The organism is Pectobacterium sp. HCp5_1 (assembly GCF_032905925.1).
GTDB classification, from domain to species: Bacteria; Pseudomonadota; Gammaproteobacteria; order Enterobacterales; family Enterobacteriaceae; genus Pectobacterium; species Pectobacterium brasiliense_A.
This window is the reverse complement of sequence record NZ_JAUMIO010000007.1, coordinates 29,513-52,993: the sequence shown is the minus strand read 5'-3', so window position 1 is coordinate 52,993 and position 23,481 is coordinate 29,513. Positions and strand designations below refer to the sequence as shown.

Sequence of the window (23,481 nt, the reverse complement as noted above, 5' to 3'; positions counted from 1 at the left end):
AACCTGATTCACCCGCGCTGGCGCGGGATTCGCGCGGCTTCCATCAGCTCAGGACTGACGAAACCAGCAGTTGCGTATAAGGGTGTCTGGGGTCGTCCAGTACGCGGTCAATCAGGCCGCTTTCGACAACCCGCCCTTGTTTCATCACGATCAGGTGGTGAGCCAGCATCCTTGCGACGCCCAAATCATGCGTCACGATCACCACCGCCAGATTCAGCTCTCGCACCAGCGTCCGTAAGAGATCCAGCAGGCGAGCCTGTACGGAAACATCAAGGCCGCCGGTCGGTTCGTCCATGAAGACCAATTTAGGGCGCGTCACCAGACTACGGGCAATTTGCAGACGCTGCTGCATACCGCCAGAAAAGGTGGTGGGCAGATCGTCAATGCGCTCGACGGGGATCTCAACGTCCTGTAACCACCGGCTTGCCTGCTGGCGAATCTCACCGTAGTGGCGCTGCCCGGCGGCCATCAGCCGTTCACCAATATTGCCGCCGGCCGAAACCTGCGGGCGCAGACCATCAAGCGGATACTGATGCACCACGCCCCATTCGGTGCGCAGCAGACGTCGCCTCTCACTTTCGCTCAGGCGATATAAATCGCGTCCCTGATAGTTAATCGTTCCCTGCTGTGGCGTTAAACGTGCCGAGATAGCCTGTAATAGCGTGGTTTTTCCCGACCCCGATTCGCCGACGATCCCCAGCACTTCTCCGGGAAAAAGCTCGAACGAGACGTCTTCAAAACCCTTTTCCGGCGCATAAAGGTGCGTCAGGTTATTGACCGCCAGCAGCGGCTGCTCACTGCGATTCATGGTTTTGTTTCTCCTGCTGCTGACGGCAATAATCGGTATCGGAGCAGACAAACAGACGCGATCCTTCATCATCTATCACGATTTCATCAAGGTAGCTGTCATGCGACCCGCACAGCGCACAGGGCTGATCCCAGCGTTGTACGCAGAACGGGTGATCGTCAAAATCCAGACTTTTCACGTCACAGTAAGGAGGCAAGGCGTAAATGCGTTTTTCTCTACCTGCGCCAAACAGTTGCAGCGCAGGCATTCGGTGCATTTTTGGGTTATCAAACTTGGGAATGGGCGAAGGATCCATCACATAGCGGTCGTTCACCTTCACCGGATACGCATAGGTTGTCGCAATATGACCATAGCGAGCGATATCTTCATACAGCTTCACCTGCATGATGCCGTACTCTTCCAGCGCATGCATTTTGCGCGTTTCGACCTCACGCGGCTCAATAAAGCGCAGCGGATCGGGAATAGGCACCTGATAGATCAGGATTTGATCTTCTTTCAGAGGCGTTTCAGGAATGCGGTGGCGTGTCTGAATCAGCGTGGCCTCAACGGTGCGCTCGGTGGTCACCGCCCCGCTCACGCGCTGGAAGAAACGTCGGATAGAGACGGCATTGGTCGTGTCGTCCGCGCCCTGATCGATCACTTTCAGCACATCGTTTTCACCAATCAGACTCGCGGTGAGCTGAATACCGCCGGTTCCCCAGCCGTAGGGCATCGGCATTTCCCGTCCGCCAAACGGCACCTGATAGCCGGGAATCGCTACCGCCTTCAAAATAGCGCGCCGGATGGTACGTTTGGTTTGCTCATCAAGATAGCCGGGGTTATAGCCGCTTAGCTCATGCATCTTTGCCCTCCTGATATTCCTGACGCAGACGTTTCAATAATTCCAGCTCGGCCTGAAAATCGACGTAATGGGGTAATTTGAGGTGGGAGACAAATCCCGCCGCCTCGACGTTATCTGCGTGCGACAGCACAAACTCCTCATCCTGCGCCGGGCTGGTTACCCGTTCGTGATGCTCTGCGGTTTGCAGCGCACGATCCACCAGAGCCATCGACATGGCTTTACGCTCCGCCCGACCAAACACCAACCCGTAGCCTCGGGTAAAGTGCGGTGCTTCCTCATCCCTGTCGGTAAACCCGTTAACCATTTCACATTCGGTCAGCAGGATTTCGCCGATTTCCAGCAGAAACCCCAGCTCCTCCGGCACAATCTCTACCGTGACAAAGCCGGTGCGGATCTCTCCGGCAAAGGGATGAGTGCGGCCATAGCCGCGCTGTGTTGAGTAGCTCAACGCCAGTAGAAAGCCTTCATCGCCCCGCACCAGCTGTTGCAGACGTGCCGAACGCGGAGCGGGATAGCTCGGCGGATCGCGGGTGATACCGCACGGTTCGCTGCCGTCATCCTCTTCCCTGACGGCAAAGCCTTCGCGGGTCATCAGATCAAATATCAGCGGGCACGTTGCTTCCAGCGGTATCTCTGCCACGGACGGCGCGGGGGTATCACCGTTGGCAAGCAGCGTGAAATCCAGTAAACGGTGAGTGTAATCGTAGGTAGGGCCGAGAACCTGACCGCCCGGCACATCTTTGTAGACCGCAGAAATGCGTCGCTCAATCCGCATGTTCGCCGTCATTAGCGGCAGGCTGTCCGCCAGACGCGGCAGCGTCGTGCGATACGCGCGCAGCAGAAAAATAGCTTCCACTATATCGCCACTGGCCTGCTTGATTGCCAGCGCCGCCAGTTCACGATCGTAAATCCCGCCTTCGGTCATCACGCGATCGACTGCCAGCCCGAGCTGTTGTTCAACCTGCTGGCAGTCAATTTCCGGGATATTACGATCCCCACGGCGCAGATCCTCCTGTAAGCGATGGGCATTCTCGATCGCTTTCTCTCCCCCTTTCACGGCGACATACATCAGCAGACCTCCACATGGGTGGTGCGCGGTAATGCCATCAAGGCATCGGCACAGGTGAACATCAGATCGATACCTTGCGGAAAGGGATCGGGACGGTGACAGAGATAGTGCAGCATGTCCGGCGGCAATTGCGGCTCAACGACCCGTGAGGTTTCCAGTCCCGGCCCGCTCAGTCGCAGTGGCGTACCGCCGGTCAGGCCACTGACCTCGATGATGACCGTGGTACTCTTTTCCGGCGACATGACGTCACCCGCAGAAAACTGCGACAGCGCGATGGCTGACGAGGCGTGAAGCAAGGCGAAGGCTGCTGACTCATCGCGGGTCAATATCGCACCGGTATGAAAACGTAGATTGCTGCGGAGGGATTCATCATCCAATGCGTCATCCAGCCAGAGCGGCGTGTCACGATCGACCAGCGTCAGCATCACCGCCGTCGAAGCGGGAGAGAGTCGCCCCCAGCCTTGCTGTAACGGCAAAGTCACCGTTACGCCCGGCTCGCTTACGGCTTTGAGGATGCGCCGAAAAGCACACTGCGCGTCAGCCACCGGCTGCGCAAAGCTCGCCTGTATAGACATCAGTTATCTCCGCGAACCAACGTGAAGAAATCGACCTTGCTGCTGGCAATTTCACGCGCGCGCTGTTCACACAGCGCGGCACGCTGCGCCGCCAGAGGGGTGATGAGATACTCTTGCAACCGATCGTGGTTTTCCGGCTGTTGCAACAGCGCATCAATAACGGCACAGCGCTCGGCATGGGCTTTATCGCGACCGGCCACATAGCTGTACCCGCATGTACCGTCTGCCAAACGCACCACAGCACGAGTGATAGTCATATCCCCCAGCACAAAGCGCTTGCCCGTTCCCCCCATTCTCGCCTGTAGGCGAGTCAGGCCAATTTCAGCGGCGCGCAGCAGGGCGTACTGCGGGTGTAAATTGAGCGCGTGCCAGCGCTTTTCCAGCTCGACAACCGGGCTGAATGCCAGCACCGAGAGCCAGCGTTGACGGTGTGTTAGCGTATCCATCTAGTGCTCCAGCGTCAGTTCGATCATATCGCCGCGCGTCAGGCTGACGGAGTACTCGGCGATCTCACCGTTTGCGGTTTTATTCAGCGTGCGCAAACACAGCAGCGGTGCCTGCGCGTCGATTTCCAACAGCCGACTCTCTTTAGCCTGAGCCAGACGCGTACTGATGCGCGTCTGTGTGCGAACCAGCACCTGATTCAGTCGCTCGGTAATAAAGTCGTGCAGCGAGCCGCTATTGAACTGCTGTAGGTGCGGCCACCAGGAAAGATTGGGCAGGAAATGGTTAATGACGCAGACGGGAATGCCGTTCACCCGGCGCAGCGTGCGCAAGTGGATGATGTTATCGCCTTCACCACAGCCCAGCGTGGTGGCAATCTCTTGGCTGGCCGGACTCAGCATGGCAAAGAGTCGTTCGCTGGAGGGATTACTGCCTTGATCCAACAGGTTCTGGCTAAAGTGGGCCTGCGCATGCAGCGGGTAGTCATAAGGTCGCATCAGCACCAAAATCCCCACACCGTGACGACGTTGAACCAGCCCTTTTTTCACCAAATCATCCACAGCGCGGCGTAACGTATGGCGATTAACGGCGTAGTGCGTCGCCAGTTGCTTTTCAGAGGGAAGGTAGTCGCCACATTTGTAGCGCTCACGTAACGCTTCTTCTAACCGGGCGGCAATCGCCTGATAGAGCGTGGTCGGATGTCTGGACAACTGCATCATAAAAAATCTCCCATAAACACGGGGCATTAATACGATTCGGAAGGAGAACGCTGAGATGTATAAATATCGTACGATTATGAGGAGAGAATATGTCTGGTTCGTTAATCAGACATGGCACAAAAATGAACTTTTTTCGATAGGCTGCTAACGATATATGACTATCGGCAGCGCATTATCTCACTGGACGACAGCCCTGTACCAAACGCCCCACACACGGCTTTACCCGCGCGTGGGGGATGATTTTCGAGTATCAGAATGTGAAGCCAAACTGCATGTTGGCACTGTTTTCGCTCATTTTATCGCTCACCAGGCCCTGGTAGCCCAGCAACAGCGTCGCATTTTGCTTAATCGCCAACGTGACGCCCGCCCGCACTAGCAGCGCATCTCGATCGTCAGTGGCAGAGTGGACGGTATAAGCATCGCCGCCTTGCACAAAACTCAGCCGCGTTTGATTACGATCCGGCGTCAGGCGTCGCTGATAGCCCGCATCGGCATAAAGCCGAACAGGTGAGAGTGAAGACCAACGCGCCTCACCGCGTAAGCCCAGCGTTGAGTATCCCGCCCCGCTGTCCTGACGTTCCCAGCGCAGCGCAGCGGCGCTACCGTGTTCCTGACCGCCCGCGAGATCGAGCCAGGCATACGAGAGGTTGCCATAAGGCTCGACGCTTAAGCTGTCATTGAACGCAAACCGATGGCTTCCTTCTGCAAACCCCTGAAAAAGGTGCGCATGATAATCTGCCTGCGCGCGGCTCGTGAGTCCGGGCACCTGAATGTCTCGCTCGCTGCCCATATCCAGATAGCTGTAGACTAGACCAGAGCGCCATGCGATGCCGCTATAGCTCGTTCCCCAATAGCTGCCAACGTGATAAGCCGTCACATCATTACTGGCGGCACGCGCATCGGTTTTGATCTTGCTTTTCTCTGCACCGACAACGACACCCAGCGTGCTGCTTTCGCCGACAGGGCTACCGTTACCGATTAAGAAGCCATAGCCGCTGTGGTTAACGCGTGAGGATTCCGCGGTCTCATCGAACTGCCCCTTGTTCGCCCACGTACTCAGCCAAAGCGATTGTGCATTTTCATCGTGCAGCGCGCTGTTGATCCCGTCTCGCACGTACCGGCTACGCTGGAGCAATGCGGCACGCGAGGCGGCGTAGATCTCGCCATCGAGGTTATCAAAGGCAGCCCGTGCGGTCGCTTCACTGCGGCTGTTCGCGATAGCAGAGAAAACCGGCCCACTATTCTGGCTCTCGATCGTCTGCGCAACGGCGCGTTGATTAAGACTGGTAGCAACGTCATTAAAGGCGCGATTATTGCGTACCACGTCCAGATAAGCCTGCTTGTTGCCATAGCTCAGCGTATCTTGCAGGAAAGGCTGGGTTGAGTTGGACGTTAAACCATCAAAGCTGCCGCTCAGGGTGCCACCGACATTCAACAGGGTAAATCGATCGCCCAATGACTGCGAAGGCGCATCCAGCACCACGGTGCCCGCCAGTGTCGCATCCCGTGTAACATTCAGGCCATCGGCGTTCCCCTGCTCATCAATCTCATAGTGATAAAGACTGCCGGGCTGAAACACCACATTGCCGACCGTTAATGTGCCAACGGATGCGCCGGGCGAAAGCGTGGAGCCGTTCTCAAGCGTGACGGTACCGGCGATGTTGCCGTGCCCGCCCAGCGTCGCCGCAGATTGCACCCAGACATCCCCCGCTAGGCTGCCGCTTCCCTGCGCCACTCTGCCCACCACGACGCTGCCGCCTTCGACAATGGTCGGCCCGAGATAGGTGTTATTGCCCGTCAGATAAAGCGCCCCTGCGCCCTGCTTACGCAGGCCGACATCCAACTGATACAGAGGACTGCTGCTGGTCGTATTTTTCACCTGTGCGATGTCATTGCTCCAGGTGCTGGAATATCCTTGCGTATCAACCCCGTAGATCGCGTAGTTACCGTTAAACGTTCCACTACTGAGATCGCTATTGCTTAGCCTCTGGGCATTCAATGCGCCCGGCCCCTGCACCGCTTTGTACGCATTAACCATCCCCTGACCAAACAGCGACTGGTAATCCTCCGTCGTAAGCACATTGATATTTTGCGCGCTGGCGCAGGCACGAATCGCGCTGCGCACCTGTTCATCCGTAAGATTATCGAAGAACGCATCCTCTCTGACCCGCGCCAGAAAGACGGTCATTTCCTCATCGCTAAACGTAACGGCATTGCCCGTCGCGTAAACATTGAGGTCACTACTGAGATAGTTTTGATGGTCATCGTAGTTCTTGTGGATGAGCAACACCGCACGCGGGGTGTTACTCCCCGTGAGCGGCGTCGCCGTAGACAAAAGAATATCAGCGAGTTGCTTACCGTTCAGATAGGGAAACGCCTCAGATGCCAGCGCGGCAACACCCGAAACGTAAGGTGTCGCAAACGATGTGCCGCTGAATGTGTCGGTGGTGTTCGCATCTCTGGTAGAAACAATATTCACGCCCGGCGCAAGCAACGTATAAGCCGATGACCCAAACCCCAGATTGCTGAATGAGGCAATAAACGCGGCGCTGGAAGGACGTTGAGAAGGATCGTAAGCCACGACATTTAACCAGTTATTGGCAATCGTATTGTCAATGCCGTAGGCATCTAATAGCGTTGGCAGCCCAGCAATAATCGACGGCGTCAGATGCCCTTCGTTCCCGGCAGCAAACACCGTTAACTGACCCTGTTTTGCCATCTCCGTACCAATCACCATATTGTTATTGATGATGCCGTCCAGCAGTTCAACCTGACGATCGGCGCTGAATGTCTGCACCGTGTCGTTAAATATTCGGTATCCCCAGCTATTATTGACGATCTTGATATCTGGACGGTCGAGCACGTTAAGCTGGGCGTTAACCAATGTATCCGATGAAAAAGTGGTTCCTAACGGCAGCAGCGTCGCCTGATAGGCGATGCCGTGAATGCCGCTATCGTTTTTCGCCGCACCAATGACGCCTGCAACCGCGTAGCCATGAAATGCCCCATTCCATGGCGATGAGATCCACCCCGCGCCCGAATCCACCCGTCCGGCAAATTCATCACCGCTCAGTTCGCCGGTCGCATCAATGACCGCAACGCCAACGCCTTTCCCCGAGAAACCGAGACTGTAGGCTTCTGCCGCGTTGATCGAATCCAGTGCGGCACCGTTTCGCTCATACTCCGCCGTGCGAAAATTATCCGCTCCCCATATGTTACAGGACAAAACAGCAGTAACCCCATCGCAAGCACACGACAACGAGCACCATCACGACCACCGTTCATATCGGCATGCCGCGACGTCGCCGCGATACATATTTCATTGTTTTTACATGAATTACTTTTAAAGAAATGGTTGTTAAAAGGATTATTTTTGAAAGGATGGATTTTCCACATCGAGAGCATTGACGACACCCTGTTCGAACACAAATGTGATTGTCACTCTATGTTACTAGTACAAATAATCATAACGCATGAAGGTAACAATCAATGAATTTCATGAGGCACTCAGTTACAGGTAAAGCGGTCAGACCGAAAGGGAAAATACGGAGAAGGGATGAGAGGAAAAGGACGATCAAAAAACGGGCCTCAGCCCGTTTCCTTAAGCGACGCCAGTTTACTTCAGCGTCTGCAACAGACTCTTGCGCTGGTTTTCCAGCGATGTGACGCGGCTACATACGTCATTGCCGAAGCGCTGGAACTCCAGTTCCTGATTGTTCCATTCGGCCTGAATCGCTTTCTGCAAACCACCGAGGTTGCCCATCATCGCCTGTAGCGGGTTGCCGCCGCTGGACATCTGTTTCACGCCCATTTCGTTCAGGCTGTCCTGCAAGACGCCGCCCATGCTTTGCTGCACGAGCTGCTTGCCATCTTGCTCAACTTGCTTAATCGCCTGATGGTGAAACGTCAGGCCATCGGTGCGGTGTTCGATAATTCGGTTCATCTGCTGCTTGAGCTGTTTATCCAGCGTAGTCAGACGATTGCGCACATTGCTGTCGCTGCCAAGCTCCTGCACGATGACGTTATCCAGCGCGACTCGCGCTTTTTCAAGATGCTGCTGCGCGCCCTGATCGATCCACGGCAGCTGCTGGCGTAAATCTGCCTGATAGGCTTTGGCCTTCTGGCGCTGTTCGGCATTCAGAGTCAGCGGCGTACCGTTACGGACGATATCGCCCTGCGGGGAGAGTTGTAAATTGCCGCTGGCACCCACGACCTGTACGTGTTGCGGACTGATAATGATGTCGTCCTGCGGGTTCACGTTGCACTGGTAGGCTGCCTGCGCTTGCCAGGACAGCAACATCAATAAACCCAGGGTTATTTTACGCGACATATTTTCTCCTGAAGAAAACAACGGCAGTAGCGGGAGAGCGGTAATCCGCCCGTTGAAGAGGCGGATAACGCCTGAGCCAGAATCAGCTCAGGCATGCCTTGATAAGACCAAGGATTACAGCAGGTGTTCTGGCAGATCCCACCAGATATCGAACAGGTTGCTGACTTTCACGTCCGTCAGTTTCTGCTCTTCCAACCAGCGGCTAACCAGTTGGCGATGCTCTTCGGTGCAGTGACCAACTTTTTGCAGACAGATCAGGCCTTCCCAGAGCAAATAACCGCTGCCTTCAAATGCCAGTCCTTGTGGTTCAATGACGTCGTCAACGAACTTATCCATCAGTTGATCGATATCTTCTACGCTAGTGCCTTCTGGAAAGCGGAAGCTGACAGAAAAACCTAATTCCTGAAACTCATCGATATGAAGCTTTTTACGTAAACGACGGCTACGAGCTTGTGCCATTTTATTTTATCCTCTCAAACATCAGATCCCACACGCCATGCCCCAAACGCTGGCCACGTGCTTCAAATTTCGTCAGCGGACGGGACTCCGGCCGCTCAACGTACTCATTATTATTGGAAAGATTACGGTACTCGGTGACAGAGGTCATCACTTCGAGCATATGTTGCGCATAAGGTTCCCAGTCTGTTGCCATATGGAACACGCCGCCGACTTTCAGCTTACTCTGTACCAGTTGGACAAAAGGTACCTGGACGATACGGCGTTTATTATGGCGGGCTTTATGCCACGGGTCTGGGAAGAAAAGTTGAACCATGGACAGCGAGCCATCCGGGATCATATTCATCAGCACGTCGACCGCATCGTGACACATCACGCGCAGATTGCTGATTCCCGCCTCCTGTGCGGCAGCGAGACAGGCCCCCACGCCCGGCAGGTGAACTTCGATGCCGAGGAAATTCTGCTCAGGATGCTGTGCCGCCATCGTCACCAGCGAGGCGCCCATCCCAAACCCAATTTCCAGCACTACCGGCGCGTCACGACCAAATAGCGCGTTAAAATCGACCAGCTCGGTCTGATATTCCACGCCCATCACCGGCCAGTAGTTATCCAGCGCCAGCTGTTGTCCGTTCGTCAAACGCCCCTGACGGCGGACAAAACTGCGGATACGACGCATCGGGCGCCCATTTTCATCAAATTCCGGTGAAATGACGTTGTTAATCATAAAGAGTGCTTACTTGCTGTCCGATTTCATTAAGGAAACGCGCATTATGCAAGGATACCGTGGTTTAGCAAGCCCGCTACCTCGGAAAGTTCCGGTTTACAGCACATTCACTCTGTGCTGGAATCGCTATCAAACTTTTTACCTGCCGGATAGTGACCCCATTTTATGATGCAAGCGCAACAGTTCGCCCATCAGGTGCTGGACTGGTACCAACGCTATGGCCGCAAAACCCTGCCGTGGCAGCTTGAGAAAACTCCCTATAAAGTATGGCTATCCGAAGTGATGTTGCAACAAACGCAGGTCACCACGGTTATTCCCTATTTCCAACGCTTTATGGAACGCTTTCCGAACGTAAACGCACTGGCGGCAGCGCCGCTGGACGAAGTGCTCCACTTGTGGACCGGGCTGGGCTACTACGCCCGCGCGCGCAACCTGCACAAAGCGGCACAGACCATCGTGTCACGTCACGGCGGCGAATTCCCCACCACCTTTGATGAAGTCGCGGCATTACCAGGCGTCGGACGTTCCACCGCCGGCGCGGTGCTGTCGCTCGCTCTCGGCCAGCATTATCCCATTCTCGACGGTAACGTGAAGCGCGTGCTGGCACGCTGCTACGCCATTGACGGCTGGCCGAGCAAGAAAGAGGTCGAAAAGAAACTGTGGGCACGGAGTGAAGACGTCACGCCAGCCGAGGGCGTCAGCCAGTTTAATCAGGCGATGATGGATCTCGGTGCGATGGTCTGCACCCGCAGTCGCCCCAAGTGCGAGCTGTGCCCGCTGAACACCGGCTGCATTGCCTATGCCAACCACAGCTGGGCGCAATACCCCGGCAAGAAACCGAAGCAGACGCTGCCGGAGAAAACCGGCTGGTTCCTGCTGATGCAACAGGGTTCTCAGGTCTGGCTGCAACAGCGCCCTGCCGTCGGCCTGTGGGGCGGGCTATTTTGCTTCCCACAGTTCAGCGAACGTCGGGAATTGGAACTCTGGCTGCAACAACGCGGTCTGAATCCTGATGGATTGCAACAGCTTGTCGCGTTTCGCCATACATTTAGCCATTTTCATCTGGATATCGTTCCGCTCTGGCTGGACGTATCGCAGACCGACCGCTCACAAAACCGGTCCTGCATGGATGACGGTGCAGGTCTCTGGTATAACTTAGCGCAGCCGCCGTCTGTCGGACTGGCCGCCCCGGTAGAACGCTTGCTGAGGGAGTTGGCTCACCCGCAGTCAACACATTTGAAAGCCTGCGAAATTGATGAGGAAGAAGCATGAGCAGAACGATTTTTTGTACTTTTTTACAACGCGACGCCGAAGGGCAGGATTTCCAGCTCTATCCCGGCGATCTGGGCAAGCGCATCTATAACGACATTTCCAAAGAAGCCTGGGCGCAGTGGCAAACCAAACAAACCATGCTGATCAACGAGAAAAAACTCAGCATGATGAATGTTGACGACCGTAAGCTGCTGGAACAGGAAATGATCAAATTCCTGTTTGAAGGGAAGGACGTACACATCGAAGGCTATACGCCTCCGAGCCACTGAGATTGCGGGCTTTCGGGCCCGCTTACGTCCCCATTCCGACACGGCTTGTTATATGAAGAAAATGTTAGCTCTGCTGGTGATTGCACCACTGCTGGTTTCCTGTTCAGGAAACAAAGGGAATGCCAACGACGAAGAGTTTCTCAAGGATACCAACGCCTTCGATATTTTGATGGGCCAGTTCGCCAACAACATCGAAAATATCTGGGGGATGAATGAAGTACTGATCGCCGGCCCGAAAGACTACGTCAAATACACCGATCAATATAAGACGCGTAGCCACATCAACTTTGATGCCGGGTCAATCACGATCGAAACCATTTCGGCAACCAATTCCGTTGCCAGCCTGCGCCAGGCGATTATCACGACCCTGCTGATGGGCGATGACGCCAGTAACACCGATCTGTATTCCGACGCTAACGATATTCAAATCAGCCGCGAACCGCTGCTGTACGGACAGGTGCTGGATAACACCGGACAGCCGATCCGCTGGGAAGGCCGTGCCGCCAGCTTTGCAGATTATCTGCTCCAGAACCGTCTGCAAAAACGCACCTCCGGCATGCACGTTATCTGGTCGGTCACGATGCAGCTCGTCCCTAACCATCTGGACAAACGTGCGCACAAATACCTGCCGCTGGTGCGTAAAGCCTCCGAGCGTTACGGTATTGAAGAGTCGCTGATTCTGGCGATTATGCAGACAGAATCGAGCTTCAACCCTTATGCCGTCAGCCGTTCCGATGCGCTGGGTCTAATGCAGGTGGTGCAACACAGCGCAGGACGCGACGTCTTCAAGATGAAAGGGAAATGGGGACAGCCAAGCCGCAGCTATCTGTTCGATCCAGAACAAAACATCGACGCGGGTACCGCCTATCTGTCGATTCTGAAGAACAGCTATCTGGCCGGCATTGAGAACCCGACGTCGAAACGCTACGCCGTCATCACCGCGTATAACGGTGGCGCAGGCAGCGTATTGCGCGTATTCTCCAGCGATCGCGATCGCGCCGTGGGCATTATCAACAACATGTCACCGAGCGATGTCTACCAAACGCTGACGACGAAGCACCCGTCTGGCGAATCACGTCGCTATCTGTACAAAGTGAACACGGCACAGAAAAATTACCGCCGCTAATTCACGCGCACCACAGAACGCCGCGCTACCGGGTTTACTCCGGTAGCGCGGTTTCATCAGACCAGATATCTACAATAACGTTGTTGATAAACACGATGACCGCGATTCCGTTACCATTTATTACCGCACTTCTGCTGGTTATTTTGTTTTTTCGCATCCAGTTTCTGGCTATTCACAACCCTTCTCATAACAAGAACACCAAAAAACGCAGAGCAACGGCAGAAGCGGTACTCATCGGCGTAAGCTGTCTTGCCCTGACGCTGGTGGCGTTACGTTGGGGCAGTCATGTTGCCTTACCCGCGTTTATTCAACCCGCGATTGCCGCATTGATTCCGCCGCTGCTATGGCTGTGCCTTTTCACCCACGGCGACAAAGCATCTGAGGACATAACCCGCAGACGCCGACGCTCTCTCTGGCACCTGTTACCGCCTTTACTCATCCTTGGCGCAGGCACCATCCAGAGCAGAACACCCGTTCCGCTTATCGATCTGATGCTGGTGAGTATTTACTTCGGTTATGGGGCAGTGCTGATTTACCGCGCTCGCCGCCTGCAAACGTCATCACCCAGATGGAAAAGCGCGCCGTTTATCGCCGGGCTGTATGTGCTTATCTCCGGTGCTATCGACACCGTCATTGCTCTGGATATCGCGTTCTACAGCGGCAATAGCGCAGCAACCATCATCACCGCATTCCACATCGTCATGCTGGCGATATTGACCCTGCTGATCGTCACATACCGCACGTCTGCGCAGGCAGGGCTTGTCGTTCCGCCTGACCAGAAGCCTGAAGCCGTACCCGCCACCGAAGACGAACACCAGCTCGCGAAAGCGTTAGATGATTTCATCCGCACTCACGCGCTGTACACAGATCCGGGCATGACGCTTCAACGTCTGAGCAGGCGTATGGGCATACCGCTCAGACGCCTGTCCGAAACCATCAACCGCGTTCACGGTCGTAATTTCTCGCAGGTGATGAACGAATACCGCATCGAGGAGGCTAAGCGCCTCCTCAGCCAAACGGATGACCGAATCACAGATATCATGCTGGCCAGCGGGTTTCAGACTAAATCAAACTTCAACCGCGAATTTTTGCGGCTAACGGGGGTAAGTCCGAGCGTCTGGCGTAGTCAGTACCCACTTCAGGAACAGACTACGGCTTCCGCCACGCCGCCTGAAGAAAATCGCTGACATCCTTCCCAACTTCCTGATGGATCTGCTCACGCGAACGCTCACCGCCGTCGAGACAAATCATGCCATCGCCCGGGTTCTCGGCGTTGATAATCTCAACGGCGCCCGGTTTACAAAGCTGCATAAAACTAAAATGCGTTGCGTCGGCAATTTCTTTATACGCTGAATGCGCTGGCGACAGCTTCTGCGCCAGATCGTGGGATTCCAGCCTGGCGGGTAATTCCTCATTGGGATACCCCGCCGCCATAATCAAGATAGGAATGTTTATCGCCGCCAGACTCTCTGCGGTAAACCCTCGCGCCAGCCCCATATCCAGCGAAATCACGGCGCTAATACGTGGATCCGCGAGTGATTTATCAAGCTGCGCAGGCGATGCGGCATTTTTTGCAACCTGCATCTTTTCATACACCTTGCAGGACGCCAGCCCAGCGTGCGTCAAGCAATCCTTCTCAAATTGCTCCGTACTAAAGCGCCCACCAGCCAGCTCAAGTACCGTCCATCCCCCGAGTGAGTGCCCCACTGCGGCAATGCGCTTCGCATCAACCTGCCCCGTTTTTTCTGGCGTGGCGAGTAATGCCGTAATCACGCGACTGAGGTCATGAGGCCGTTGCCACAATGCCTGAGCCTTCTCGGTCCGCATATCTTTAAAGGTGGTTCCGGGGTGGTTGGGCGCGGCGACAATATAGCCTTGTTTAACCAACGCCTGTGCCAACCAAAATTGATTAAACCAACTCCCGCCGTAGCCGTGTGAAACGACAATCAAGGGATGCTCACCGGATTCAGGTACGGCATTTTTACTCACAGCGATGCCGAGAAAAACAATATTTTCACCAATGGTCGTCGTCTGCGATGATGACGAAGCCGGATAAAATACGGCGACGTCCAACGGCCTGTTAGTGGCCTCATCCGCTAACCTTATTTGTTGAAACCCAATGCCCGCGTTTGCCATAACGCCAAAGCTGAGTAGTAAATTCGTTATCAACCCTATCGTGATACGCCATGTCATACCTATTTCTCCGAAGTTTCTGCACTGTGAAAAATAGCATTTATAACAATGACTTTCTTGCCGATGCGACCTAAAACGCTATTTAGTACCTCTGTTTAATACACAAAAAACTACGGCCAGCATGTGCTGGCCGCATTCCCTGATATTGACGCAAAATTTACCCGCCTTTCTTCCTTCTTTCCTGCTTTAGGAAGTCCGTTGGGTATAGAACCAAAAAAGTCTGTTAACGCTTAATTTTTTTGAATTGCTGTGTAGTAGCCGTTAACGCAGTTTCTGTCGGCAGCCGTTCCATAGAGCTGGCACCGTAAAAACCATCGCACTGCGGACAGTGATCCATAATGAACTGTGCGTCCTGCGGTGTTGAAATCGGCCCGCCGTGGCACAGCACAATCACATCCTTACGGATGGATTTCGCTTCATCCGCCCAGTGATTAATCAACGGCACGCAATCCGCCAGATTAAGTGCAGTTTCCGCGCCAATGTTACCGCCGGTGGTTAACCCCATGTGCGGCACAATAATATCCGCCCCCGCTTTCGTCATCGCGACGGCATCTGCCGCACTGAACACGTAAGGCGTGGTCAGCATGTCTTTTTCATGCGCCAGACGAATCATGTCCACTTCCAGCGCATATCCCATGCCGGTTTCTTCCAGATTGGCGCGGAAATTACCGTCAATCAGCCCAACGGTTGGGAAGTTCTGCACACCAGAAAAACCCAGCGCTTTCAGGTCATCCAGAAACTTATCAAACTGGCAGAAAGGATCGGTCCCGTTTACGCCCGCCAGCACTGGCGTGTGCTTCACAACGGGCAGCACCTCTTTCGCCATATCCACAACAATCTCATTCGCATTGCCGTAAGCCAACAGGCCAGCCAGCGAACCTCGTCCCGCCATGCGATAGCGCCCGGAGTTGTAGATCACGATCAGATCGATACCGCCCGCTTCTTCACATTTCGCGGAAAGGCCTGTTCCTGCACCACCGCCGATAATCGGTTCGCGGCGCGCGATCATTTCGCGGAATTTTGCCAGCAGTTCCTGACGATTCATGCCTGACTTCATACTTTTTCCCTTCTTATTTCACTAATTCCCGAAACGCATCAACAGCGGCATGGGCAAATAAAGGATCGTTAATATGGAAAGGCAGACGAATAATCTGTCGTCTTGCCGTTTGCTGCACGACGCTCTCCAGCGTGCTGATAAACGCGTCGCGTGCTTCCGGGTGCCAGAATGCCTGCTCCGGTGCATCCAGCGCGGAGAAGCCGCCTTCCGGAATCAGGAAGCGCACCTCGCCTTCACAGCGGTTCAGCTTCTCCCCAATCCAGCGTGCCATCGCGATATTTTCATCTATCGTCGTCCGCATCAGGGTGACCTGCGCGTTGTGGTTGTAGAACAGGCGATGTGCGTATTTCTCCGGCACGCTGGCGGGGGAACCAAAATTCACCATATCCAGCGCGCCGCAGGACGCCACGTAAGGCACCTGCGTCTTGGCTATCGCATCAAACCGTTCCGGCCCGCAGGCCAGCACACCATCAAACAGTAAATCGCACACCTCAGTCGTGGTGAGATCGAGCACGCCAGTGAGCAAATGGCTGTCCACCAGCTTTTCCATTGCTTTCCCACCGCTGCCCGTCGCGTGAAAGACCAGACAGTCAAACTCCGCTTCCAGCAATGCACTGGCTTCCTGAATGCACGGCGTCGTGACACCAAACATGGTCAGGCCAATCGCGGGCTTATCGTCATGATGTTCCTGAATATGAAACTTCACGGCGCCGGCGATCTGGTGCGCGGCGTTGCCGAGAACCTGACGAGAAATGCGGTTCAGACCCGCCACATCGGTAACGGAATACATCATGCTGATATCGCTGGCACCGATATAACCGGAGATATCGCCGGAGGCCATCGTCGAGACCATCAGCTTCGGCATACCAATCGGTAACGCCTGCATCGCGGGCGTAATCAGCGCGGTTCCGCCGGAGCCACCGAGACCCAGCACCCCGGCAATATCATTGCGAGACAGCATGAAGTGCTCAAACGCAACGGCCATGGCGCTAATCGCCTGACCTCTGTCATGGCAAAACACCGCCGATGCGCCCTGCGGATGGTAAGAGGCCACCGTTGCGGCGCTGATATCTGTCGCCTCTGACACCCGTGTCTCTGCTGACGACGGTGTCGTCGACAGGTCGACCGTGACGGTTTTTAAGCCCGTAGCGGCAATCAGATCGCGGACGTAAATCTGTTCTTTTCCTTTAGTATCAGCGGTACTTGCAATATAAACGCTGCCAACTTCACTTCCCACTTGGTATCCCTCCCACCGTTAGCGAAACAATTAACAGATTGATATAAATAACAATTACAAGAAACCAAAAACAGGTAAGATTAATTTGTCGCCATATTGAGACTTGAGTATCAGAAAGACAAATCATTAAATACCCAAATGAGACAAAAGTCTCAAAATGTTATGTATGGCATTACATTAACAGTAAGAAAGCTTGACGTGGCACAAGAATCACTCAATTTGCTATAGTTCAGGCGACACGCCGTGCTGCCCGATAGCGTCCGGCCCGAAAATTCAATGAGGTCTATGTGATTGAACGGGATGAAAAACTGACATCAACACGGGCGAAAACCCGTCGTTTACTAATTGATACTGCCATGAATATGTTCGATCAAGGCATATTCCCTTCCATTACGGATGTTGCCGCTGCGGCTCAGCTTTCACGCGCGACGGCCTACCGCTATTTTCCGACGCAAAGTGCGTTAGTCTCCGCCGTTGTCGGTGAAAGCCTCGGCCCGATTCTGGCGTGGCACCCGACACAGCCGGATGCCAGCGAACGCGTTGCCGAACTGCTGCGCTTTGCCTATCCAAGGATGCTGGAACATGAAGGTGCGCTGCGTGCCGCACTGCATCTGTCACTACAACAATGGGCCGATCGCCGTTCTAATCGCCTGCATACGGATACGCTGACGCGTGGTAATCGTAAACGCCTGCTCAAGATTGCCACTGAACCGCTGGAAGGAAAAATCACGCCGGAAGCACAACAGCGGGTGATTTATGCCTTATCGCTTATTTATGGTTCTGAGGTTTTCCTGGTGCTGAAAGATATCTGGCATCTGGAAGAAGACGGCATTCAGGATGTCACGCAGTGGGTCGCCAAAGCCATTTTACGGCAGGCGGAAGAAGACGCCGCACAGGCAACTTCACAGAAAACCTAACGAACACATTTATGCTGCGTCCCGTCCTGTCACCGGATACGCAGCAACGGAAGAACACACATTGCCAAGGGAACACATGATGCTGAAAGGTAAACGCGCGATTGTCACTGGCGGTGGCCGCGATTTTGGACAAGCGGTATCCGTCTGGCTGGCTCGCGAAGGGGTGAAGGTCGATCTTTGCGCCCGCAAACTGGCCGATGCACAAGCCAGCGTCGGCATCATTCATCAGGAAGGCGGAACGGCACGCGCGTATCAGTGCGATATTGCCAACCCTGATTCGGTCAGAGATTTTTCCGCACAGCTGCTGGAAGACAGCACGCCCATCGATATTCTGGTACTCAGCGCCGCCCAATGGCTGGAAGGCGCATTGGGGGAAGAAGACACCGATACGGATATCGTCAGTACCATCAACTCTGGCCTGACCGGTTCTATCCTACTCACCAAAGCGCTATTGCCAAGCTTACGCCGTTCACAGAGTGCCGACATTCTGGCGATGGTTTCCGTCTGCGGCATCCCGCAGTTCCACGACTCTATCGCCCACCCTGCCTTCTTCGCCGCCAAGCACGGCATGAGCGGTTTTAGCCAGAATCTGGCGCATCATGTCGCGCAGGAAAATATCCGCGTGACAGGATTTTATCCGCCAGATTTTGAGGTCACCGGCTTTGATGACAATCCCGCTAGCGGGGAAAAAATGGGCGAGCATCTGCTGAACGCCCGCTCGATATGGGAAACTATGCGTTTCGTGCTCATCCAACCGCGCAGTTGCCATATCAACGCCATCCATTTTCAGGGGCCGACGCGCGCAGATGTAGGCGCATAAACTGTCGCTTTTTTGCTTTTCCCGTCCCGGTTTTGATCGCCTAACTGGGGCGGTGTATTTCCCGTCTGATACCCCGCGCCCCACACCATCACGCTCTGACACACTTTCCTTCTCTCCATTTTTTGCCACAGCACACAGGAAAAGGTAGCATCGCTGCCGTTGTTTTCTGCCATGCGACTGGCCGCGCTCAGTGCACTATAAAAAATGTCACAGGCAAAAACATAACCATTTGAATTAGAAATAATAATAGCGAACGCGTCGCCAAGAGATGCGTGACAGACAGGAAAGCACGGACACCAATGACACAACATTCCTTCCCTCATGGCGAGCGTCATGCCGCCGAGCAACGTCTCCACGAAAAGGGTTATCACCAAAGTCTCGGCAATCGCCATGTGCAGATGATCGCCATTGGCGGCTCCATCGGCACCGGGCTGTTCCTTGGCGCAGGTGCGCGTCTGCAAATGGCGGGGCCAGCGCTGGCGCTGGTCTATCTGGTTTGTGGCATTTTCTCTTTTTTCATCCTGCGCGCGCTGGGTGAACTGATCGTGCATCGCCCCACCAGCGGCAGCTTCGTGTCGTACTCACGTGAGTTTCTGGGTGAAAAGGCCTCCTACGTGGCAGGCTGGATGTACTTCCTCAATTGGGCGATGACCGGGATCGTCGACATCACCGCCGTCGCGCTCTACATGCACTACTGGGGCACGTTTGCCGATGTCCCACAGTGGCTGTTCGCGCTGGGTGCGCTGTCCATCGTCACGCTGATGAACCTGATTGGTGTGAAGTGGTTTGCCGAAATGGAGTTCTGGTTCGCACTAATTAAGGTCGCGGCTATCGCCATTTTTCTAGTGGTCGGCACGGTTTATCTCGGTACTGGCAGCCCGTTGGATGGCAACACGCCCGGCCTGCACCTGATTACCGATAACGGCGGCCTGTTCCCGCACGGCATTCTGCCCGCTCTGGTGCTGGTTCAAGGGGTGATATTTGCCTTTGCCGGTATCGAGATCATCGGGACAACCGCAGGCGAATGTAAGAACCCGGAGCAGGTGCTGCCGAAAGCAGTCAACAGCGTCATCTGGCGTATCGGCCTGTTCTACGTCGGCTCCGTCGCGCTGTTGGTCTGCCTGCTGCCGTGGAACGCCTATCAGGCAGGACAAAGCCCGTTTGTGACCTTCTTCAGCAAGCTGGGCGTGCCCTATATCGGGACGATCATGAATATCGTGGTGCTGTCCGCCGCGCTGTCCAGCCTGAATTCCGGTCTGTACTCGACGGGACGCATCCTGCGCTCGCTATCGCTGGGTGGTTCGGCTCCCGCTTTCCTGTCGAAAATGAGCAACCAGTCCGTTCCCTATACCGGTATTTTAGTCACGGTCGGCATCCACATTATCGGCGTGGTGCTGAACTACGTGGTGCCGTCGCAGGTGTTCGAGATTGTCCTGAATATCGCTTCGCTCGGCATTATCTGTTCCTGGGCATTCATCATTCTGTGCCAGATGCAGTTGCGTAAAGCGATTCGTCAGGGGAAAGCCAAGCCGGTGGCGTTCAAAATGCCCGGTGCGCCTGTGACATCATGGCTGACGCTGGCTTTTCTGGTCAGTGTGCTGGGATTGATGGCGTTTGATTACCCGAACGGTACCTGGACGGTTGCGACAATTCCGGTACTGGCGATCATGCTGATTATCGGCTGGCGCGGGCTGAAAAAGCAGCGTGAAGCCGTGAAGCTCGCCGACCCGCAGGAATCCAGCCTGCGTTAAGACAGAAAAAACTCAGGCTCGTTTCCGAGCCTGAGTGTCTTAGCTTACCGCTATCCGTAATTACTGTTCTACTACGTAACCGTACAGGCGCTTGCTGCCATCTTCTTCCGCGACGCTGTAAACGCCCTGCAATTCCGGAGAGAAGCCCGGCAGCAGGTTAATGCCCGCTTCCAGCGCCAGAAAATAGCGCTGTACCGCCCCGCCCCAGGTTTCCCCCGGCACGACGCACAGTACGCCCGGCGGATACGGTAATGCGCCTTCCGCTGCGATACGTCCTTCTGCTTCGTCGATAGGAATCAGCTCGATATTCCCGCGCACAAATTCTCTGTTGGCATCCTGCGGCAACATCACCACGGATGGAAACTCGGTTTTGCGGAACATCGCTTTTTGCAGATCTTTCACGTTGTGCTGAGCGTAAAAATCATGCATTTCCTGACACAGCCGACGCAGCCGGTAACCGCGATAACGCTCTTTGTATTTTTGATACAGGCTAGGCAGCACTTCGCTCAGCGGTGCATCGCGGGCGATCAGCGTTTCGAAATGCACCAGCGCATTCACCAGCTCCTGCATTTTTGCAGCGTCTTCCGCTGGCGTTAGCAGGAACAGGATCGAGTTCATGTCGCATTTTTCAGGGATGATGCCGTGCTCGCGCAGGTAGTTGGCCAGGATCGTCGCCGGAATACCAAATTCGGTATAATCGCCGCTGATCGCATCAATACCCGGCGTCGTCAGCAGTAACTTGCAAGGATCGATAAAATACTGATCCTCAGCGTACCCTTCGAACGCATGCCATTTCTCGCCCGGCTCAAAGTTGAAGAAGCGCACGTCCTGCGCGATGGTCTCCGTGTCGTGATCCTGCCAAAGCGCGCCGCCCACCGTCACAGGCACGAACGGTTTGATGAGCGAACAACGCGTCAGCAGCTGCTTACGCGCCTCAATGCCCAGCTTCACGCAGTCCATCCACATACGACGCCCACTTGCCCCTTCGTGCATTTTGGCATTGACGTCTAGCGCGGCGAACAGCGGGTAAAACGGGCTCGTTGAGGCGTGCAGCATAAAAGCGTTATTCAGCTGTTTATGGTTGCAGAAACGGCGCTGGCCTTTGATATGCGTATCTTTTTTATGGATCTGCGAAGTCTGGGAGAAGCCGGCCTGCTGCTTATGCACCGACTGCGTCACGAAAATCCCCGGATCGTTCTCATTCAGATCCAGCAACAGCGGCGAACACTGCTCCATCATCGGGATAAACTGCTCGTAGCCGACCCAGGCGGAGTCAAACAGAATGTAGTCGCACAGGTGCCCGATGCTATCGACCACCTGACGCGCGTTATAAATCGTGCCGTCATAGGTGCCAAGCTGGATAACGGCCAGACGGAACGGGCGCGGCTCGTTGGCGCGTTCCGGCGCGACTTCCGCGATCAGCTTGCGCAGATAGGCTTCATCAAAACAATGCGCATCCACGCCGCCGATAAAGCCAAACGGGTTGCGCACGGTTTCCAGATAAACTGGCGTCGCGCCCGCCTGAATCAGCGCACCGTGATGGTTGGATTTATGGTTGTTGCGATCAAACAGCACCAGATCGCCGCGCGCCAGCAGCGCGTTCGTCACCACTTTGTTCGCCGAAGAGGTGCCGTTCAACACAAAATAGGTTTTATCGGCATTAAACACGCGCGCAGCGTGCTTCTGTGCCTTCTTCGCCGCCCCTTCGTGGATCAGCAAATCGCCCAGTTTGACGTCCGCGTTACAGATGTCCGAACGAAACACGTTCTCACCGTAAAACTCAAAAAACTGACGCCCCGCCGGGTGCTTGCGGAAGAACTGGCCGCCCTGATGCCCCGGGCAAGCAAACGTCGTGTTTTTCATGTTGACGTATTTGGTCAGCGTATCGAAAAACGGTGGCAACAGCGCGTCCTGATAGGCCTTCGCCGCGCGCTCCAGCACGCTTGCGTGCTCGCCTTCATCATCGAGAATCAGCCATTCGCTACCCGCTGGCAGAACATCTAACTCTTTATCTTCATCAGGCTCTTCGACAAACGCCGGAATGCTAAAACCGGTGTGCTGCAATATCGACAGAATGCCGCTACGGGCTTCCTCAATAGAAACCACGACCGCCGCCACATCCGTGAAGTCAGTCTGACTCAACGCGACAATCTCGCGCGTTGTGGTTAAACGGGTGCCAACCGCTGCATTCGCCGCAATTTTTAACTGTTTCATGTAACCAAACCCAAACGGTTAAAGGTAAGTGTACGTGCCTGGAAGACACCGTTCAGGGATAACAATCCCGACCAATCACAATGCCAATCAATAACGACAAGCGTATGATCCCTACAGGTAAACTGTAGGCTAAGAATGGAAAAACTGGAGCCAGCACCATCCGATAGACATCAGTAAAAGCAGAGCCGTACTCTATTTTTACTCATGCCTAACAGCGAGCGAACGAACGCCTCACCGCATGGTGAAGGAGGATAATCGACGGGGAGAAAAGCAAACCGCGCAGTGATGATAAGAAGAAAAGCGCAATGGCATCATCAACGAACTGGCGCGAGCATGCGACACCATGAGCAATGAATCTGACATATCGGCGATCCTCTTTTAGCTATACGCTAACTACGCTTAAAGGGGCGTTCAGGTGAACGAGACGTTAAAAACCGCGCAATAGTGGCATTATTTTTCATCAAATTCAACAATCCAGCCCGCACTCAAGGTGGTAAAAAGTGCAACGAAACATGCCGCACGAATCAGGAATAAACGTTACCACGCCATACCCTAAATAATTCGAGTTTCAGGAAGGCGGCAAGGAAAGGAGTCCAGATGAGCTTACTCAGGTAAGTGATTCGGGTGACTGAGCGAAGCCAACGCACATGCAACTTGAA

Annotated in this window: 21 protein-coding genes; 7 read left to right on the top strand and 14 right to left on the bottom strand. The window is 54.6% G+C overall.

The window, feature by feature from the left end; translation table 11 throughout:
* Positions 1–43: 43 nt before the first annotated feature.
* From phnK to trmB, 10 genes are all read right to left on the bottom strand, one after another.
* Complete coding sequence (phnK, locus tag Q3A88_RS07555) at positions 44–808, bottom strand: phosphonate C-P lyase system protein PhnK (protein WP_039502728.1); 765 nt, start codon at positions 806–808, stop codon at positions 44–46.
* Positions 795–1,649 carry an alpha-D-ribose 1-methylphosphonate 5-phosphate C-P-lyase PhnJ gene (locus Q3A88_RS07550; RefSeq protein ID WP_014914396.1) on the bottom strand — a complete coding sequence of 285 codons (855 nt, stop codon included), beginning with the start codon at positions 1,647–1,649 and terminating at the stop codon, positions 795–797. The genes phnK and Q3A88_RS07550 overlap by 14 nt, the downstream gene beginning before the upstream one ends.
* On the bottom strand, positions 1,642–2,718 hold the full coding sequence (locus tag Q3A88_RS07545; RefSeq protein WP_317177677.1) for a carbon-phosphorus lyase complex subunit PhnI: 1,077 nt from the start codon (positions 2,716–2,718) through the stop codon (positions 1,642–1,644). The genes Q3A88_RS07550 and Q3A88_RS07545 overlap by 8 nt, the downstream gene beginning before the upstream one ends.
* The gene (gene phnH, locus Q3A88_RS07540) at positions 2,718–3,293 is read right to left on the bottom strand and encodes a phosphonate C-P lyase system protein PhnH (RefSeq protein WP_233989965.1); all 576 of its coding nucleotides are present in this window, start codon (positions 3,291–3,293) and stop codon (positions 2,718–2,720) included. Before phnH ends, Q3A88_RS07545 begins: the two co-directional genes overlap by 1 nt.
* Positions 3,293–3,739, bottom strand: coding sequence for a phosphonate C-P lyase system protein PhnG (gene phnG / locus Q3A88_RS07535; RefSeq protein ID WP_233989968.1), 447 nt, complete (start codon positions 3,737–3,739; stop codon positions 3,293–3,295). Before phnG ends, phnH begins: the two co-directional genes overlap by 1 nt.
* Complete coding sequence (phnF, locus tag Q3A88_RS07530; protein WP_039497366.1) at positions 3,740–4,453, bottom strand: phosphonate metabolism transcriptional regulator PhnF; 714 nt, start codon at positions 4,451–4,453, stop codon at positions 3,740–3,742.
* Positions 4,454–4,706: 253 nt separating this feature from the next.
* Positions 4,707–7,682 (bottom strand): autotransporter domain-containing protein, encoded by a 2,976-nt coding sequence (locus tag Q3A88_RS07525; protein ID WP_317177676.1) that lies wholly within the window; start codon positions 7,680–7,682, stop codon positions 4,707–4,709.
* Between the two features lie 390 nt (positions 7,683–8,072).
* Positions 8,073–8,786, bottom strand: a complete 714-nt coding sequence (locus tag Q3A88_RS07520) for a DUF2884 domain-containing protein (protein WP_010282855.1) — start codon at positions 8,784–8,786, stop codon at positions 8,073–8,075.
* Between the two features lie 114 nt (positions 8,787–8,900).
* The gene (locus Q3A88_RS07515) at positions 8,901–9,245 is read right to left on the bottom strand and encodes a YggL family protein (RefSeq protein WP_010282853.1); all 345 of its coding nucleotides are present in this window, start codon (positions 9,243–9,245) and stop codon (positions 8,901–8,903) included.
* A gap of 1 nt (position 9,246) precedes the next feature.
* Positions 9,247–9,966: a tRNA (guanosine(46)-N7)-methyltransferase TrmB gene (trmB, locus tag Q3A88_RS07510; RefSeq protein WP_014914388.1), complete on the bottom strand. Its 720-nt coding sequence runs from the start codon at positions 9,964–9,966 to the stop codon at positions 9,247–9,249.
* Between the two features lie 165 nt (positions 9,967–10,131).
* On the opposite strand from trmB, the gene mutY reads away from it, so the two are divergent.
* From mutY to Q3A88_RS07490, 4 genes are all read left to right on the top strand, one after another.
* Positions 10,132–11,238 carry an A/G-specific adenine glycosylase gene (mutY, locus tag Q3A88_RS07505; RefSeq protein ID WP_317177675.1) on the top strand — a complete coding sequence of 369 codons (1,107 nt, stop codon included), beginning with the start codon at positions 10,132–10,134 and terminating at the stop codon, positions 11,236–11,238.
* Positions 11,235–11,507, top strand: coding sequence for an oxidative damage protection protein (locus tag Q3A88_RS07500; RefSeq protein ID WP_014700955.1), 273 nt, complete (start codon positions 11,235–11,237; stop codon positions 11,505–11,507). Before mutY ends, Q3A88_RS07500 begins: the two co-directional genes overlap by 4 nt.
* Before the next feature lie 52 nt (positions 11,508–11,559).
* Entirely contained in the window at positions 11,560–12,633 is a 1,074-nt protein-coding gene (gene mltC / locus Q3A88_RS07495) for a membrane-bound lytic murein transglycosylase MltC (protein ID WP_010282844.1), read from the top strand.
* Positions 12,634–12,728: 95 nt separating this feature from the next.
* Positions 12,729–13,820 (top strand): helix-turn-helix domain-containing protein, encoded by a 1,092-nt coding sequence (locus Q3A88_RS07490; protein ID WP_317177674.1) that lies wholly within the window; start codon positions 12,729–12,731, stop codon positions 13,818–13,820.
* Here the strand turns inward: Q3A88_RS07490 and Q3A88_RS07485 are convergent.
* The 3 genes from Q3A88_RS07485 to Q3A88_RS07475 all read right to left on the bottom strand — a co-directional run bounded on the left by Q3A88_RS07485 (position 13,783) and on the right by Q3A88_RS07475 (position 17,120).
* Positions 13,783–14,826, bottom strand: coding sequence for an alpha/beta hydrolase family protein (locus Q3A88_RS07485; protein ID WP_317177673.1), 1,044 nt, complete (start codon positions 14,824–14,826; stop codon positions 13,783–13,785). The two genes, Q3A88_RS07490 and Q3A88_RS07485, sit on opposite strands and share 38 nt — an antisense overlap.
* Before the next feature lie 223 nt (positions 14,827–15,049).
* Complete coding sequence (locus tag Q3A88_RS07480; RefSeq protein WP_014914381.1) at positions 15,050–15,883, bottom strand: phosphoenolpyruvate hydrolase family protein; 834 nt, start codon at positions 15,881–15,883, stop codon at positions 15,050–15,052.
* A gap of 13 nt (positions 15,884–15,896) precedes the next feature.
* On the bottom strand, positions 15,897–17,120 hold the full coding sequence (locus tag Q3A88_RS07475) for a Tm-1-like ATP-binding domain-containing protein (protein WP_317177672.1): 1,224 nt from the start codon (positions 17,118–17,120) through the stop codon (positions 15,897–15,899).
* Positions 17,121–17,407: 287 nt separating this feature from the next.
* On the opposite strand from Q3A88_RS07475, the gene Q3A88_RS07470 reads away from it, so the two are divergent.
* The 3 genes from Q3A88_RS07470 (at position 17,408) to ansP (ending at position 20,608) form a co-directional block, all read left to right on the top strand.
* On the top strand, positions 17,408–18,037 hold the full coding sequence (locus Q3A88_RS07470) for a TetR/AcrR family transcriptional regulator (protein ID WP_317177671.1): 630 nt from the start codon (positions 17,408–17,410) through the stop codon (positions 18,035–18,037).
* Between the two features lie 79 nt (positions 18,038–18,116).
* Entirely contained in the window at positions 18,117–18,857 is a 741-nt protein-coding gene (locus Q3A88_RS07465) for an SDR family oxidoreductase (protein ID WP_317177715.1), read from the top strand.
* Between the two features lie 299 nt (positions 18,858–19,156).
* On the top strand, positions 19,157–20,608 hold the full coding sequence (gene ansP / locus Q3A88_RS07460; protein WP_110163538.1) for an L-asparagine permease: 1,452 nt from the start codon (positions 19,157–19,159) through the stop codon (positions 20,606–20,608).
* 60 nt (positions 20,609–20,668) lie between these two features.
* On the opposite strand, the gene Q3A88_RS07455 is transcribed toward ansP, so the two are convergent.
* Positions 20,669–22,822: an ornithine decarboxylase gene (locus tag Q3A88_RS07455; protein WP_094432193.1), complete on the bottom strand. Its 2,154-nt coding sequence runs from the start codon at positions 22,820–22,822 to the stop codon at positions 20,669–20,671.
* Positions 22,823–23,481: the final 659 nt, after the last annotated feature.